Genomic DNA, 15,501 nt, shown 5'->3' on the forward strand with positions numbered 1-15,501 from the left:
GTGGCCGGCACGTACGTCACGCCTTGCGGTTCCAGGTCCAGGCGTAGTTGGTGTCCTCACAGGACAGACCCGGCTCGCACAGGTCCAACGGGCGGAACGTGTCGACCATGACCGCCAGTTCGTCGAAGAACTCGACGCCGATCGCGCGCTCCGCGGCACCCGGCTGCGGCCCGTGCGTGAAGCCGGACGGGTGCAACGAGATCGAACCCTGCTCGATGCCCGACCCGCGCCGCGCCTCGTAGTTGCCGCCCGTGTAGAACATCATCTCGTCCGAGTCGACGTTGTGATGGTTGTACGGCACCGGAATCGCCAGCTCGTGGTAGTCCACCTTGCGCGGTACGAACGAGCACAGTACGAAGTTCGGGCCCTCGAACGTCTGGTGCACCGGCGGCGGCTGGTGCACCCGCCCCGTGATCGGCTCGAAGTCGTGGATCGAGAACGCCCACGGGTACAGGCAACCGTCCCAGCCGACCGCGTCGAACGGATGGTGCGCGTACACGAAACGGGTCCAGCCGCCGCGCTGCTGCACGATCACCTCGACCTCGGTCTCGTCCGACACCAGCGGCTCCGCCGGACCGCGCACATCCCTTTCGCAGTACGGCGAGTGCTCCAGGAACTGGCCCCGCACCGACAGGTACTTCTTCGGCGGCCCGATGTGGCCCGTCGACTCCACCGACAGTGTCCTCAGTGGACGGTCGCCGGTCGGGACCACCCGGTAGATCACCGACATCGGCACGATCACGTAGTCACCCGGACCCACGTCCAGACTGCCGAACTGCGTCTCGACCGTCGCCGTACCGTCCTCGACGTACAGGCACTCGTCGCCGATCGCGTTGCGGTACAAGGGACTCGGCCGGTCCGCCACCACGTACGAGATGCGCACGTCGTCGTTCGCCAACAGGTGCTGCCGGCCCAGGATCGCGTCCGCGCCGGTCGTGTCCAGCTTGTGCGTCTGCAGGTGCCGCGGCTTCAACGGGTGATTCGGCGTGCGTTTCCACGACGGCGCGTCGTACGCGTCGGCGGCGAGGATGGCCGTCGGCGGGTAGCGGTGGTAGAGGAGGGACGAGTCGCTGGAGAAGCCCTCCTGACCCATCAGCTCCTCCTTGTAGAGGGAGCCGTCGGGCTGGCGGAACTGCGTGTGGCGTTTCGGTGGGATCTCGCCCACGCGCCGGTAGTACGGCATCGGGTCTCCCGGATGTTTGGTTCAACTTCACATTGTTCAATTGTCTCATTGTCCAATTGTTCAACAGTTCAACTGTTGAACAATGAGACAGTTGGACAATCGATAGTGCTGGTCCGATAATCGGACGCAGTTGTCCTATACACGTAGCGTCGACTAAGGTCGGCGCCATGTCAACCGAGCCGGCGATTCCCGTACTCTTCCGCGGGCTGGTCGATGACGCGGCGCTGTTCCCGCCGGGTGACGCGCCGATGCCGGTGGCCGTCGCGGAGCACCGCCACCACCGCACCACGCCGTACTCCGCGTTCGTCGGTCCTCTGCTGCTGCCTGCCTCCCGTTGGCCGGAGTTGGCCGCCGAGTTGGGCGACGTGGACGACCCGCTGGACGTCGGCCTGATCGGTCCGGTGGACGCGGTCCTGGCGACGGCGCCGGTCGTACATGCCGATCCCCGCGTGGAACTGCGCCAGGTCGAGTGCCCCCTCCCCACTCCGGCGGACGTGGCCGACACCGCGCACCGACTGGACACCCTGGACGTCGACGACCTCGACGTGTACCTGGAGGTCCCGCGCGTACCGGGATGGCTGGATGCGGTGGGCGCGTTGGGAAAGCTGCCGACGCGGCATCCGGTGGGTGCGAAGCTGCGTACGGGTGGGCTGGCGGCGGACGCGTTCCCGAGTGTTGCGGAGCTGGCGGACTTCGTGGCGGCGTGTCTGGTCGCGGAGGTGCGGTTCAAGCTGACGGCGGGGCTGCACAACGCGGTCCGGCACACCGATCCGTCCACCGGCTTCGCGTACCACGGGTATCTGAACGCGCTCGCTGCGGTGTGTCGCGGCTGGTCGGACGACGCGAGGGGGATCGTCGCGGCGGTGGGTGCCGGGGATGCCGCTCCGCTGGTCGCCGCGGTGCGCCCGTTGCTCGCCGACGAGACGGCGGCGGGTGAGGTCCGCGCCCGGTTCGCGTCGTACGGCTCGTGCAGTGTGGCGGAGCCGTTGACGGATCTGGTCGGGCTGGGCCTGCTCGACCGCTCGTACCTGTCCCATCTGCCGGCGTCCCGGGAGTCCTGACGTGCAGACCTGGATCGAGGTGCCGGACGGTTCACCGTTCCCGGTCACCAATGTGCCGTACGGCATCGTGAGTCGTGGCGGTGGTCGGCCGCACGTGGCGGTGGCGATCGGCGACCACGTGTTGTCGTTGGCGGCGGCGGCCGGTACCGGCCTGTTGGACGACGCGCTGCGCGATCCGGAACTGGGTGTGGTGCACCGGGACGTGTTCGATGCGCCCAGCCTCAACGGTTTCCTGGCCCTCGGCCGTCCACTGTGGACAGCTGTCCGGTCGCGGTTGACCGAGCTGCTCACCGATCCCTCGTACGAGGGGGCGTTGCGGCCGGCGCTCGTGCCGCGTGCCGAGGTGCGTACGCATCTGCCGGTGGAGGTGGCGGACTACGTCGACTTCTACTGTTTCGAGGAGCATGCCAGCAACGTGGGCCGGATCTTCCGGCCGGAGCAGGCGCCCCTGCTGCCGAACTGGAAGCGGCTGCCCGTCGGGTACCACGGGCGGGCGGGGACGATCGTGGTGTCCGGCACCGACGTGGTGCGGCCGTGCGGGCAGCGGCTCGTCGGCGGCGATCCGGTGTACGGGTCGAGCCTGCGGCTGGACATCGAGGCCGAGGTCGGGTTCGTCGTCGGCACGCCGACCCGGCTCGGCCAGCGTGTGCCCACAGTGGACTTCGCGGACCACGTCTTCGGCGCCGTACTGGTGAACGACTGGTCGGCGCGCGACATCCAGGCGTTCGAGTACGTGCCGCTGGGGCCGTTCCTCGGCAAGTCGTTCGCCACCAGCGTGTCCGCCTGGGTGGTACCGCTGGAGGCGCTGGCGGCGGCGCGGACCCCGGTGCCCGCGCAGGATCCCGTACCGGCGGGCTACCTGCGCCCCGCCGGCGACGCGTACGCGCTTTCCCTTGCGGTGCAATGGAACGGGACGACGGTGAGCCGGCCCCCGTTCGCCGACATGTACTGGACGGCGGCGCAGCAGCTCGCCCACCTCACCGTCAACGGCGCGACCCTGCGCACCGGCGACCTGTACGCGTCGGGCACGGTGTCCGGCCCGCGCCCGAACAGCGGCTGCTTCCTGGAGCTGACCTGGGGCGGGCGTGACCCGGTGACGCTGGACGACGGGTCGACCCGCACGTTCCTGGTGGACGGGGACACGGTGACGATCACCGCGACCGCACCGGGCGCCGACGGTACGACGATCGGTTTCGGCGAGGTCACCGGCCGGATCCTGCCCGCCACCTGACGCCGAATGTCGACGGTCCGGGCCCGGGTCGTCACTCTGCGGTCACATAGCATTTGCCCATAGATGGGTATGAATCTGTCCGGGTTATTCGTACGATCCGGACATGACTACACATGCCCTGACGCTCCGCCGGGTGCTCGCGACGAGTGTCGCCGCCCTCGCCGGGGTCTTCGCCGTCGGCGCCGGCGTGGCGCAGGCGCACCCCGCCCCCGTGCACGCCGCACCGGTCGTGGCCCGCGCGGCCGCACCGGCCGACATCTCGGACTGCACGCTGTCCAGCCTGCCCGCGCAGGCGACCGACACGGTCAACCTGATCCACTCCAACGGACCGTTCCCGTACCCGGACAACGACGGGGTCGTGTTCGACAACCGTGAGGGCGTACTGCCCGCGGAGTCGGCCGGCTACTACCACGAGTACACGGTGATCACGCCGGGGTCGCCGAACCGCGGCACCCGACGCATCGTGACCGGCGGGACGCCCATCACCTCGCCGCCGCACTACTACTACACCGGCGACCACTACTCGACGTTCTGCGAGATCACCGACGCCTCGGGTGGCGGCGGTGGCGGCGGCGTCCAGCAGTGCACCGACGCGCCGTCGCAGGTGCAGGACACGATCGACCTGGTCGAGGCCGGCGGCCCGTTCCCGTACTCGCAGGACGGGACCGTCTACCAGAACCGCGAGGGCGTGCTCCCCGCCCAGTCCGCCGACTACTACCACCTGTACGTGGTGCCCACCCCGGGCGACAGTACGGCCGGGAACCGGCGGCTCGTCCACGGCTCGGGCAGCGAGTACTACTACACGCCGGACAACTACGGCTCGTTCTGCCAGGTCTCCTGACGCCGGGCGTCCACACTGGACTGTCCACAGTGGACTGTACGCGGGAGGGCGGTCACCGCACCGGGTGACCGCCCTCCGTCGCGTCGTCGGTCAGCCGAGCGCGGCCTCCGCGGCGGCGAGGAACGCCGCGTTCTCCGCCGGAGTACCGATGGTGACGCGGACGCCCTCCGGGAACGGCCGTACGATCACGCCGCGGCTCTCGCACGCCTTGCCGAACCCGACCGGGTCGGCGATCGGCAGCCAGTAGAAGTTCGACTGCGTCTCCGGTACTCCCGGCACCAGCTCACGTACCCGCGGCACCAGGGTCTCGCGGTCGGCGACGATCAGATCCACCCGGCGGCGCATCTCCGGCTCCGCCCGCAGCGCCGCGATCGCCGCCGCCTGCGCCAGCATGTTCGTCGAGAACGGGGTCAGCACCTTGCGCACCGCGTCCGCGACCGCCGGCGCGGCCACCAGCCACCCGCAGCGCAGCCCGGCCAGGCCCCACGCCTTCGACATCGTCCGGAGCACCACCACGTTCGGCCGGTCCGCGTACTCGACCAGCCCGTCCGGTACCTCGGCGTCCGTGACGAACTCCCGGTACGCCTCGTCCAGCACCACCAGCACGTCGTCCGGTACCGCGTCGAGGAAGCGCGTCAGCTCCGCCCGGCGCACCGACGTACCGGTGGGATTGTTGGGGTTGCAGACGATCACGATGCGCGTCGCGTCGGTGATCGCCGCGGCCATCGCGGCCAGGTCGTGCCCGTGCCCCGGCGTGTTCGGCACCTGCACCGAACGGACCCCCGCGCCCGCCGCCACGATCGGGTACGCCTCGAACGAACGCCACGAGTAGACGATCTCGTCGCCCGGCCGGGTCGCCGCCTTCGCCAGCAACTCCAACAGCGCGACCGAACCGCAGCCCGTCACGATCCGGTCCATGGCCACCTCGTACCGCGCGGAGAGGGCCTCCCGCAGCGCGAGCACACCCATGTCCGGGTACCGGTGCGACTCGGCGGCCGCGGCAGCGACGGCGTCCAGGACACCGGGCAGCGGACCGTACGGCACCTCGTTGGACGCGAGCTTCACCGCCTCCGAGATGCCCAGCTCGCGGGCCAGGTCCGCCGGTGAGCGCCCCGGCACGTACGACGGGAGGGAGTCGAGATCGGGGCGGGTCAGCTTAGCCATCGGCACGCTCCTTCGCGTCGGAGACCTGCGGCAGGTCGGCCGGCTTCGCCGACACCACCACGGTGCGCGCCGACTTGTCGTGGATGCACTGCGCCAGCGGCTTGTCCCACGTGCACCACAACGCGTCCACGGCCTGGATCGGCGCGCAGCAAGGAAAGAACAGGTTCGGCACGGCCATGATCGCCCAGCGCCGGAACGACGAACCGAAGTCGACCGCCGCGCCGTCCATCCGGACCACCTTGATGCGCAGCAACCGCTTACCGAACGTCTGCCCCGTCCGCCCGATCGGCACCACCTCGTACGCGAACCAGAGGACCAGCGAGATCAGGACCATCACGTAGAACATCGAACTCAGCCGCGAATCGACCGGCGGCTGCTGCTCCGGATTGGCCATCGCCTCCCGCAGGTACGGCAGGAAGATCTCCAGGTACCTGTAGCCCAACCAGCTGTTCGCCACCACCGACAGCGCCGCGACGACCAGGAAGTCGATCACGCGGGCACCCAGCCGGCGTTCCAACGACGCGCCCGTGAAACCGTCCGGCATGGTGAGCACCGGGCGCGGCAACACCGTGCCCGGCCGGAGCAACTCCGGCTGACTGTCCGCCACCGTCGTGCCCCACATTCCCGCCGGCGCCCCGTCCGGACCGGCCGCGGGACTCGGGGTGGGCGGCGGAGGAGGCGGCGCCGGGCGCGGCGGAGTCTCCGGAGGGGTGGCATCTGCCGGCAGGGGAGCGCCGAGCCACTGCTCGCCGTCCCAGTACCGCTGGGTCTCGGGCGCGGCCGGGTCCTTGTACCAGCCCGGCGCTATCGACTTGCTCATGCACCTTCCTCGACGACCACGGTGCCGGCGAAAGCTGTCAGAGCAAGGTTACGGGTACCGGTCACGGGGTCGCGCGGGCCGCCCTGTTGATCTTGCTGCCTATCGATTGTCCCATTGTTCAACTGTTCAACTGTTGGACAAGTGAACAATAATCGGTCATACCGATAAGCGGCCCGGTCACGACCCCACCACACCCGGTGCGTACGCCGGCGCGGGCACGGACCGCAGTCCACGTCCCGCACCGGCGCGCGCCCCCGTACACCCCGGTCAGAGGTTGCCGCGGCGTTCCTGTTCCCGTTCGATGGCTTCGAAGAGGGCCTTGAAGTTGCCCTTGCCGAAGCCCATGGATCCGTGTCGTTCGATGAGTTCGAAGAACACGGTGGGCCGGTCCTGGAGCGGCGCGGTGAAGATCTGCAGCAGGTACCCGTCTTCGTCGCGGTCGACGAGGATGCCGCGGCGCTGGAGCTCGTCGATGGGTACGCGGACGGTGCCGATGCGGGCGCGCAGTTCGGGGTCGGAGTAGTACGAGTCGGGGGTGCGGAGGAACTCGACGCCGGCGGCGCGCATGGCGTCGTAGCTGGCGATGATGTCGCCGGTGGCGATGGCGATGTGCTGGGCGCCGGGCCCGCCGTAGAACTCCAGGTACTCGTCGATCTGCGACTTGCGCTTGCTCACCGCGGGCTCGTTGAGCGGGAACTTCACCTTCCGGGTACCGGAGGCGACGACCTTGCTCATGAGCGCCGAGTACTCGGTGGCGATGTCGTCGCCGATGAATTCCTGCATGTTGGTGAAGCCCATGACGCGCTGGTAGAAGGCGACCCAGTGGTCCATGCGGCCGAGTTCGACGTTGCCGACGACGTGGTCGATGGCCTGGAAGAAGCGCTTGGGCTGGAGGCCGGCGTCGATGAGGCGCTGCCGGTCGACCATGGGTTCGCGGGCGACGAACCCGGGCAGGAACGGCCCGTCGTACCGGGAGCGGTCGATGAGCGTGTGCCGGGTGTCGCCGTACGTGGCGATCGCGGCGACGCGGACGGTGCCGTGCTCGTCGGTCAGGTCGTGCGGTTCCTCGATGCCTTCGGCGCCCTGGGCGAGCGCGTGCGCGTAGTTCCGGTCCACGTCCGGTACGTCGAGGGCGAGGTCGACGATCCCGTCGCCGTGCTTCGTCCAGCTGGCGCCGACGGCGGTACCGGCGTGCACCTCGCCGGTGACCACGAACCGCGCCGACCCGGACGTCAGCACGTACTCGGCGAGGTCGCGTTGGCCCTGCTCGGGCCCGCGGTACGCGACGACGGTCATGCCGAACGCGGACGAGTAGTAGTGGGCGGCCTGCTTGGCGTTGCCCACGAAGAACCGCACGTGGTCGAGGCCCTTGACGGGGAACGGGTCGTGCGAGATGTCGTGGTCGACGGCCCCGATCAGGGTGCCTTCGTCGATCTTGTCGGCCGGGCGGTCCATGGCGGTGGTCATGGCGTGCCTCCCACGTACTTTCCGAGTTCGGATGCCCGCAGCATTGCGAACGGTCGACCATTGGGCAATAGTGCGGGTGAATGCTGGTCAGGATGCCTCGAAACCCGGTAACCGGCGGTGAATCAGTGGGCAGTGTGTACAGCGAACAGGGGCGACCGCTGGACAGTCTGGATGTCCGACTCATCCGGCTGCTGACCGACGAACCCCGCATCGGCGTACTGGAGTGTTCGCGCCGGCTCGGCGTCGCCCGCGGCACCGTCCAGGCCCGTCTCGACCGGCTGTCCGCGCGCGGCGTGATCCGCCGGTTCGGGCCGGACATCGACCCCGCGGCCCTCGGCTACCAGGTCACCGCGTTCCTCGTGCTGGAGATCCGGCAGGAACGCGGGCACCGCGCCGTCGCCGACCACCTCGCCTCGATCCCCGAGGTACTCGAAGCGCACACGATCACCGGCAGCGGCGACCTGATGTGCCGCGTCGTGTCCCGTTCGAACGCCGACCTGCAACGCGTCATCGACCAGATCGTCGGGTACGACGGGGTGCTCCGCTGCTCCACCACGCTGGCCCTCGCCGAGCAGATCCCGTACCGGGTGCTGCCGCTCGTCGCCGAAGCCGCCACCGCCACCAGGCCGGGCCCCTGACGCCGGCTCGCCCCGCACCGTCGCCGCCGTTGTCAACCGGGGTTGACAACGGCGGCGGTGTCAACGTAGGTTGACGGCATGGATACCGGAGTGCAGCTGGCACAGGCGGCGGGGAGCAAGGACCCGGCGGTCGGGTTGAGGGCCGTGCGGGCACTGCGGGAGCTGGCCGAGCGGCTGGAGTCACTGCAGGTGGCGAGCGCGCGCGAGGCCGGCTGGTCGTGGGAGGCCATCGCGGTGCTGCTCGGCGTGAGTCGCCAGGCGGTGCACAAGAAACACGCCAGGAGTCGGAGGGATCGGTGACGATGTTCGAGCGGTTCACCAAGGAGGCCCGCCGGGCGATCGTGATCGCCCAGGAGGAGGCCAGGACGATGCGGCACGACCACATCGGTACGGGTCACGTCCTCGTCGGGATCCTGGCCGCGGAGGAGCCCGGGCCGGGGATGCGGGCGCTGCTCGGTCTCGGCGTCGACCCGGCGGCCGTCCAGCGGTACGTGGCACGGCTCGGCGCGGAGCCGTACGACGATCTCGACGCGGACGCCCTCGCCACGGTCGGCATCGACCTCGACGAGGTACGCCGGGCGGCGGAGGACGCGTTCGGTCCGGGCGCGCTGGACCGGCCGCGCAGGTGGCAGGCCGGGCACATCCCGTTCGACGCGATGGCGAAGAAGTCTCTCGAACTGACCCTGCGCGAGACGATCCGCCGGGGTGACCGGGAGATCTGCGACGCCCACGTGCTGCTCGGCATCGTCCGGGCGCAGCCGAACGACGCGACGTCCGCCCTGCGCGCGCTCGGCGTCGACCTGACCGAGGTGCGGGCGGCGGTCGAGCGGGAGCTGGACGCCGGTCAGGCGGCCTGACGGTGGCGGCGTCGACCGGGCCGACGGTCGCGCCGCTCCTGCGGTACGGCCGGTGGTGGGTGCCGGCCCCCCGCGCCCACCCGGTACGGTCCGCGCCGGGCCGGCGGCGGCACTCCGGGGCAGCCTCCGGCGCCGGCGCGGTACGGTGCGCGCGTGGAACAACTGGACCGCGGCGACGACGCCGACCGGGCCTGGGTGGCCGAGGCCGTACGCAAGGTGGCGGCGGACGCGAACCGCAGCGCCGACACGCACCTGCTGGCTTTCCCGCTCCCGTTCGACTGGGGCATCGACCTGTACCTGAAGGACGAGTCGGTGCACCCGACGGGGTCGCTGAAGCACCGCTTGGCGCGTTCGCTGTTCCTGTACGGGCTGTGCAACGGCTGGATCCACGAGGGTACGACGATCGTCGAGGCGTCGTCCGGCTCCACCGCCGTCAGCGAGGCGTACTTCGCGCGCATGCTGGGGTTGCCGTTCGTGGCGGTGATCCCGGCGGGCACCAGCCCGCAGAAGATCGAGCTGATCGAGTTCGCGGGTGGCCGGTGCCACCTCGTCGAGGACGCCGCCACCGTGTACGACGAGGCCCGCGCGCTGGCGACGAAGCTCGGCGGCCACTTCATGGACCAGTTCACGTACGCGGAGCGGGCGACGGACTGGCGCGGCAACAACAACATCGCCGAGTCGATCTTCGAGCAGCTCGCGCTGGAACGGCATCCGGTGCCGGCGTGGATCGTCGTCGGCGCCGGCACCGGCGGCACGTCGGCCACGATCGGCCGTTTCCTGCGCTACCGGCAGTACGCGACGAGGCTCGCGGTGGTGGACGTGGAGAACTCGGCGTTCTACGACGGCTGGGCGCAGGACGACCCGGACCACGCCGTACGGTGCGGATCGCGGATCGAGGGCATCGGCCGGCCGCGCGTCGAACCGTCGTTCCTGCCCGGCGTGGTCGACCGGATGATGCGGGTACCGGACGCGGCGTCGATCGCCGCCATGCGCGCCGGCGCGACCCTGCTCGGCCGCCGCATCGGCGGATCCACCGGTACCAACCTGTGGGGTGCGTTCGCGCTGATCGCGGAGCTGCGCGCGGCGGGACGTACCGGCAGCGTGGTCACGTTGCTGTGCGACTCCGGCGACCGCTACGGCCACACGTACTACGACGACGGCTGGCTGGCGGGGCAGGGCCTCGACCCGGCGCCGTACCTGGCGACCGTGGAGCGGTTCCTCGCCACCGGCGACTGGCGCGAACCCCGCTGACGCTCACCCCACCCGGTCGGCCAGCCCCGGATAGTGCCGGACGAAGCCGTCCCGGTCGACCGTCAGGTCCGCCTGGAACCGGCCCGACGAGTACCGCACCGACTCCGGCCCGAGCACCGTGTACGCCTGCTCGCTGGGGATCACCGTCAACTCGGGCAGGAGTACCCAGGCGGCGGTGATCCGGTGCTCGGCGCCGTCCGGCTCGCTGCCCAGCAGACCCAACCGGCGCAACGGCAACGTGTTGGTCAGCGGCGAGTTGAACAGGTCGACGTCGACCGCGTCGGTCAGTTCCTCCGGCAGGTCGGTACCGGGCAGGGCGGCGCCCGGCCGCCCCGCGCGGGCGAGGACCCGGTCGAGCCGGCCCCGCTCGTTCGTGGTGACGCGCCAGCGGCCCGCCGCCCGCTCCAGCCGTACCTGCCGGCGCCAGCCGCCGCCCTCCGCCTCCACCTCGAACATCCGCGTCGCCCAGTGCTCGTCCGTCAGCACCTGGTACCGGCAGGTGTACGGCACCGGGTCGGCGCAGATCGCGGTACCCCGGGCGCGCAGCCCGGCACCGTCGTCGAAGAGGACCTGCTCGGTCCCGTCCACGTCCAGCCGCCGCCACACGACGGACCGCTCCAGCAGACTCATGCCGCCTCCTCGCGTCTGTAGCAGACAGCCTGTCACGGAGTGGGCGGCAGATGGGCCGAACCGGACGTCAGGCCAGGAACACCCAGAGCCCGACCCCGATCAGGATCAGCACGAACGCGCCCACACCCAGGATCATCAGCGTCAGCCGGTTCTTCGACTCCTGGCGCTCGTCGCCGGCGACGTCCGGCGGCGCGTTCCGCGGGCCGAGGATGTGCCCGGTCAGCGAGCCCGTCGTCTCCAGCGGATTCAACTCCGCGTACGCCGGGGTCTGGCCCGGCGGCGTCTGCGGTTGTGCCGCGGGCTGGTGCACCGGCGGTGGCTGCTGCCCAGGCGGCGCCTGCGGTACCACCGGCTGCACTGACGTCGCCGACCCGTCCGGTCGCAGGGTGTTGGCGCGGTCCTTGTCCGTCCACGGGCGCGGCGGCGGATCGGTCGCGAACCGCTGCTCCTGCCGCTGCTCCTGGTACTGCTGCGGCTGCTGGTACCGGGCGTCCTGGTGCTGGGTGTCCTGGCGCTGGGTGTCGTGGTGCTGGGCGTTGTGGTGCCCGGGGTCCTGGTACCCGGCGTTGTGGTGCCCGGGGTCCTGGTACCCGGTGTCGTTGCGTCCGGGGTCCTGCTGCTGTGGCTGCTGGTGCCGGGGATCCGTGTGCCGGTGGTCGTACCCGCCGGACGCGCCGCCGCCGAGCGCCCCGTACGCGTCGGGGCCGCGGTCGTCGGCCGCCTCGTGCGCCGCCGGAACGCCGCCGTGCGCGGCCGGGCTGCCGTAGACGCCCTGCGGCGCGCTCGTGCCGTATGCCGGGCCGCGGTCGTCGGAAAGTTGCTCGGTGAACCGCCGCTCCGGCGTCAGCACGGCGTGCTGGTCCGCCGGACCGGAGCTGGCGGACGGGGCCCCCGCGGAGCCCTCGTGCCGCCCGTACTGCTCGGGCCGTTGGCCCGCGATGTCGTCGGGCCGCTGGCCCGTGTCATGGTGCCGTTCCGGGTGGTACGCCCCGTCGCGGTCGGGCCGGTTCTCTGCCGGCTGCCGCGCGTCCGCCCGGTCGGAATCCCGTGGGTACTCCTGGTACCCGGCGGGCGGCTCGGCCGCCCGGTTGTCCTGTGGCCAGTCCGGGCGTGCCCCCGGACCGCCACCCCCGGTGCCGCCCCCCTCACCGCCGTCCGGGCGGCCGGACTCGACCCGCCCGGAACCACCGGCCGTGCCGCCCTGCCACCACGAACCGGGCTCCGGCTCCTGCGTCCGCGGCTGCTCCACCGGGTACGCCGGGGGTGCCACCGGCGGGGCCGACCGCGGCCGGTCCTGCGGGTACCCCGGGTCGGGCGCACCGTACGTGTTACGCCGCGGCAGCTCCGTACCCGGATCCTGGTAGCCGGGCTGCTGCTCCTGCGGCGCCCAACCCTGGTCGGCCGGCGGCTGGCCCGGCGCCGCCCAGTCGGGCTGCCGCGACGGAACCTGCTCCTGGTACTGCCGCCCCGGCTCCTGATGACCCGGGTACTGCTGGTCGCCCGGCTGCCGAGGCTGCTGGAACCCCGGCTGCTGCTGGAACCCCGGCTGCTCCTGGTACGCCGGCGGCCGGTCACCCGGCACCTCGCCCCCGGGCTGCTGCTGCCCCGCGGACCACCAGTCGGACGGCCGGCCCTGCTCAGCCGACCACGCGCCGTCCTGCTGCCCGCCCCGCTGCTCCGGCTGCCCGTACTCCTGCGCCGGCGGCGCCGACTGAGGCGAGCCGTACTCCTGCGGCGTCCCGTACTGCTGCGCCGGCGGTGCCGACTGCGGCGTCCCGTACTGCTGCGCCGGCGGAGCGGACTGCGGTGCCCCGTACTGCTGCGCCGGCGGCGCCGAGTGAGGCGAGCCGTACTCCTGCGGCGTCCCGTACTGCTGCGCCGGCGGTGCCGACTGCGGTGCCCCGTACTGCTGTGCCGGCGGCGCGGACTGTGGCTGCCCGTACTCCTGTGCCGGCGGCGCGGACTGTGGCTGGCCGTACTGCTGGGCCGGGGGAGCGGACTGCGGCGACGGCGCGGACTGCGGCGCCGGGCCGCCCGCTGCCATGAACGCGGCCATCTCGTCCTGGCTGAGCTGGTTCGCGGCCGGCACGGTGGCGACACCGCGGGCGGCCATCGCCGGTACCTCGTCGCCCGGCCAGGCCGCGGCGGGCGGGGGCCACGCCGCGGGCGGCGCATCCTCGCTGGGCCGGTCGGCGGCGGGCTGCTCGACGGGCCGCCCGTACACGTGCTCGGCGGCCGGCTGCGGCGCGGACTGCTGCGGGTCGGGCTGTCGCGGGTCGGCCTGCCGCTCGCCGCCCGGCTCGTCCCACGCGTTGGCGAACGCTGCCCACGGCGAGTCGCCACGCTGCCCGGCGTCGCCCTGCTCGGGCTGTGCCGCGGGCTGCTCCGCCTGCGGCGGCGCGTAGCGGTCGACGGGCTGCTGGTCCGGCACGCCGAACGCAGCCGGCTGCTCGTTCTGCTGTGGCGCGTAGCGGTCGACGGGCTGTTGGTCCGGCACGCCGAACGCAGCCGGCTGCTCGTTCTGCTGTGGCGCGTGTCGGTCCACAGGCTGTTGGTCGGGGACGCCGAACGCGGCCGGCTGCTCCGCCTGCGGTGGCGCGTACCGGTCCACGGGCTGCTGGTCGGGTACGCCGAATGCGGCGGGTTGTTCGGCCTGCGGCGGTGCGTACCGGTCGACGGGCTGTTGGTCGGGGACGCCGAACGCGGCCGGCTGCTCGTTCTGCTGTGGCGCGTAGCGGTCGACGGGCTGTTGGTCGGGTACGCCGAACGCGGCAGGCTGCTCCGCCTGCGGGGGCGCGTACCGGTCCACGGGCTGTTGGTCGGGGACGCCGAACGCGGCGGGCTGTTCGGCCTGCGGCGGTGCGTACCGGTCGACCGGCTGTTGGTCGGGTACGCCGAAGCCGCCGGCGGCGGGCTCGTCACGGAACCAGTCGCCGCGCTGCTCCGCCGGTACGTCGGCGGGCGCCGGCTCGGCGGGCTGGTCGGACTGCGCCGCCCAGGCCGCGGGTGCGGGCTCGTCGTCGGTCGGCGACGCGGGCCACTGGCCGGCGGGCTGGTCGGCCTGTGGCTGCTGGCCGGCGGGAGTCGCCCACGGGTCGGGCGGCAGGTCGTCGGAGTCGTACCCGCCGATGTCGTTGGCGGGTTCCGGCGCGGCGGGCGCGGGCTCCGGCGGGGCGGCCGGCGGTGCCGAGGCGGGTGCGCCGGCGCCGTCCCAGATCGGCCCGTCGACGGGCGGCGGTGGCGGCTGGTACGGCTCGGGCAGCGCCGCGGCCTCCTCGGCCGCGCTGCGCGGTTCGCCGCCCCAACCCGGCGGGGGCTCCGGCGGCTGGTCGGTCGGCGCCTGGTCGGCGGCACCGTCGACGGGCGCCTGACCCCACGTGTCGGTACGCGCCGGCGCGGGCTCGGCGGGCGGCTGACCCCACGGGTCGCCACCGGCGTCGGGCTGCTGCGGAGCGGGGTTGGCCGGCTGGCCGCCCCAGTCACCGGCGGGCTGCTGGTCCGGCGCGGCCTGTCGGCCCCACTGGTCGGGCTGCTGCTGGCCCCACTGGTCCTGCTGGCCGCCGGGCTGCGGCGCGCGCTGCTCCGGCTGACCCCACTGGTCCTGCTGCTGGTGGCCGCGCGGATCGGGCTGGCCGGCCGGCTGCTGCCCCCACTGGTCGGGCTGCTGGCCCCACTGCTCGGGCTGAGCGGGCTGCTGCTGACCGCGCGGGTCCGGCTGGCCCCACTGGTCCGGCTGCTGACCGCGATGGTCGGGTTGGCCGGCGGGCTGCTGGCCCCACTGGTCGGGCTGGCCCTGCGGCGCCCAGCGGTCGCCCTGCGGCGCGCCCTGGTCACCGCCGCCCCACTGACCGGGCTGCTGCTGTGCGGGCGCACCCCACTGACCGGGCTGCTGCTGCGGGCTGTCGGCCCACTGGCCCTGGCCGGACGCGGGCTGACCCCAGACGCCGGACTGCTGCTCACCGCCCCAGGCGTTCCCCTGGTCGGGCTGCTGGCCCATCGGCCAGGACGGCGCGCGGCCGCCGTGGTCCCCCGGGGCCTGGTACGAGCCGGCAGCCGGCGGGTCGGCGACGGGGGTGCCGCACCGGGGGCAGATGCCCACGGTCGGCGGCACGCGCTCGCCACACGTCGAACACGTCCGGTCCTCCATCAAGCCCTCCTGTGGCATGTCCACCGACCGCTCAACCCACACCGTGCCATACCGCTGCGATCACCGGCAGCGGGCCGAACGCCGCCCCGGCCGCGCCATCGACCAGGCCCCGTGAGCCTACGAGGCGAACGCCCGGCCAGGTGGAGAGGGACCACCCAGTTTGCCCACGTGCTGGGATGCTCCCCGCAATTCACCCCCGGGTACTCCCGGC

Annotated in this window: 13 protein-coding genes; 7 read left to right on the forward strand and 6 right to left on the reverse strand. The window is 72.3% G+C overall.

All coding sequences use genetic code 11. The features are described from left to right. Positions 1-16: 16 nt before the first annotated feature. Positions 17-1,183, reverse strand: a complete 1,167-nt coding sequence (locus Aru02nite_RS34105; RefSeq protein ID WP_203664518.1) for a homogentisate 1,2-dioxygenase — start codon at positions 1,181-1,183, stop codon at positions 17-19. A 167-nt stretch (positions 1,184-1,350) separates the two neighbouring features. On the opposite strand from Aru02nite_RS34105, the gene Aru02nite_RS34110 reads away from it, so the two are divergent. The 3 genes from Aru02nite_RS34110 to Aru02nite_RS34120 all read left to right on the forward strand — a co-directional run bounded on the left by Aru02nite_RS34110 (position 1,351) and on the right by Aru02nite_RS34120 (position 4,316). Then, a complete protein-coding gene (locus Aru02nite_RS34110) occupies positions 1,351-2,244 on the forward strand; it encodes a hypothetical protein (protein WP_239077125.1) in 894 nt (297 codons plus the stop codon). 1 nt (position 2,245) lies between these two features. Continuing rightward, complete coding sequence (gene fahA / locus Aru02nite_RS34115; protein ID WP_203664519.1) at positions 2,246-3,475, forward strand: fumarylacetoacetase; 1,230 nt, start codon at positions 2,246-2,248, stop codon at positions 3,473-3,475. A 103-nt stretch (positions 3,476-3,578) separates the two neighbouring features. Beyond that, entirely contained in the window at positions 3,579-4,316 is a 738-nt protein-coding gene (locus Aru02nite_RS34120) for a guanyl-specific ribonuclease (RefSeq protein WP_203664520.1), read from the forward strand. 90 nt (positions 4,317-4,406) lie between these two features. Here Aru02nite_RS34120 and hisC read toward each other — a convergent pair whose 3' ends face one another. The 3 genes from hisC to hppD all read right to left on the reverse strand — a co-directional run bounded on the left by hisC (position 4,407) and on the right by hppD (position 7,767). After that, on the reverse strand, positions 4,407-5,480 hold the full coding sequence (hisC, locus tag Aru02nite_RS34125; RefSeq protein WP_203664521.1) for a histidinol-phosphate transaminase: 1,074 nt from the start codon (positions 5,478-5,480) through the stop codon (positions 4,407-4,409). Continuing rightward, positions 5,473-6,300 carry an RDD family protein gene (locus Aru02nite_RS34130; protein WP_203664563.1) on the reverse strand — a complete coding sequence of 276 codons (828 nt, stop codon included), beginning with the start codon at positions 6,298-6,300 and terminating at the stop codon, positions 5,473-5,475. Before Aru02nite_RS34130 ends, hisC begins: the two co-directional genes overlap by 8 nt. A gap of 267 nt (positions 6,301-6,567) precedes the next feature. Further along, the gene (gene hppD, locus Aru02nite_RS34135) at positions 6,568-7,767 is read right to left on the reverse strand and encodes a 4-hydroxyphenylpyruvate dioxygenase (RefSeq protein ID WP_203664523.1); all 1,200 of its coding nucleotides are present in this window, start codon (positions 7,765-7,767) and stop codon (positions 6,568-6,570) included. Positions 7,768-7,901: 134 nt separating this feature from the next. Between hppD and Aru02nite_RS34140 the strand changes: the two genes are divergently transcribed. The 4 genes from Aru02nite_RS34140 (at position 7,902) to cds1 (ending at position 10,513) form a co-directional block, all read left to right on the forward strand. Continuing rightward, complete coding sequence (locus Aru02nite_RS34140) at positions 7,902-8,405, forward strand: Lrp/AsnC family transcriptional regulator (RefSeq protein WP_239077132.1); 504 nt, start codon at positions 7,902-7,904, stop codon at positions 8,403-8,405. A gap of 78 nt (positions 8,406-8,483) precedes the next feature. Continuing rightward, on the forward strand, positions 8,484-8,705 hold the full coding sequence (locus tag Aru02nite_RS34145; RefSeq protein WP_203664527.1) for a helix-turn-helix domain-containing protein: 222 nt from the start codon (positions 8,484-8,486) through the stop codon (positions 8,703-8,705). A 2-nt stretch (positions 8,706-8,707) separates the two neighbouring features. Then, positions 8,708-9,262: a Clp protease N-terminal domain-containing protein gene (locus Aru02nite_RS34150; RefSeq protein ID WP_239077133.1), complete on the forward strand. Its 555-nt coding sequence runs from the start codon at positions 8,708-8,710 to the stop codon at positions 9,260-9,262. Positions 9,263-9,415: 153 nt separating this feature from the next. Continuing rightward, complete coding sequence (cds1, locus tag Aru02nite_RS34155; protein ID WP_203664531.1) at positions 9,416-10,513, forward strand: L-cysteine desulfhydrase Cds1; 1,098 nt, start codon at positions 9,416-9,418, stop codon at positions 10,511-10,513. Positions 10,514-10,516: 3 nt separating this feature from the next. Here cds1 and Aru02nite_RS34160 read toward each other — a convergent pair whose 3' ends face one another. Continuing rightward, on the reverse strand, positions 10,517-11,143 hold the full coding sequence (locus Aru02nite_RS34160; RefSeq protein ID WP_203664533.1) for a putative glycolipid-binding domain-containing protein: 627 nt from the start codon (positions 11,141-11,143) through the stop codon (positions 10,517-10,519). Positions 11,144-11,210: 67 nt separating this feature from the next. Further along, positions 11,211-15,290, reverse strand: a complete 4,080-nt coding sequence (locus Aru02nite_RS34165) for a hypothetical protein (protein WP_203664535.1) — start codon at positions 15,288-15,290, stop codon at positions 11,211-11,213. Positions 15,291-15,501 lie beyond the last annotated feature (211 nt).

Source organism: Actinocatenispora rupis, assembly GCF_016861975.1.
GTDB lineage: Bacteria > Actinomycetota > Actinomycetes > Mycobacteriales > Micromonosporaceae > Actinocatenispora > Actinocatenispora rupis.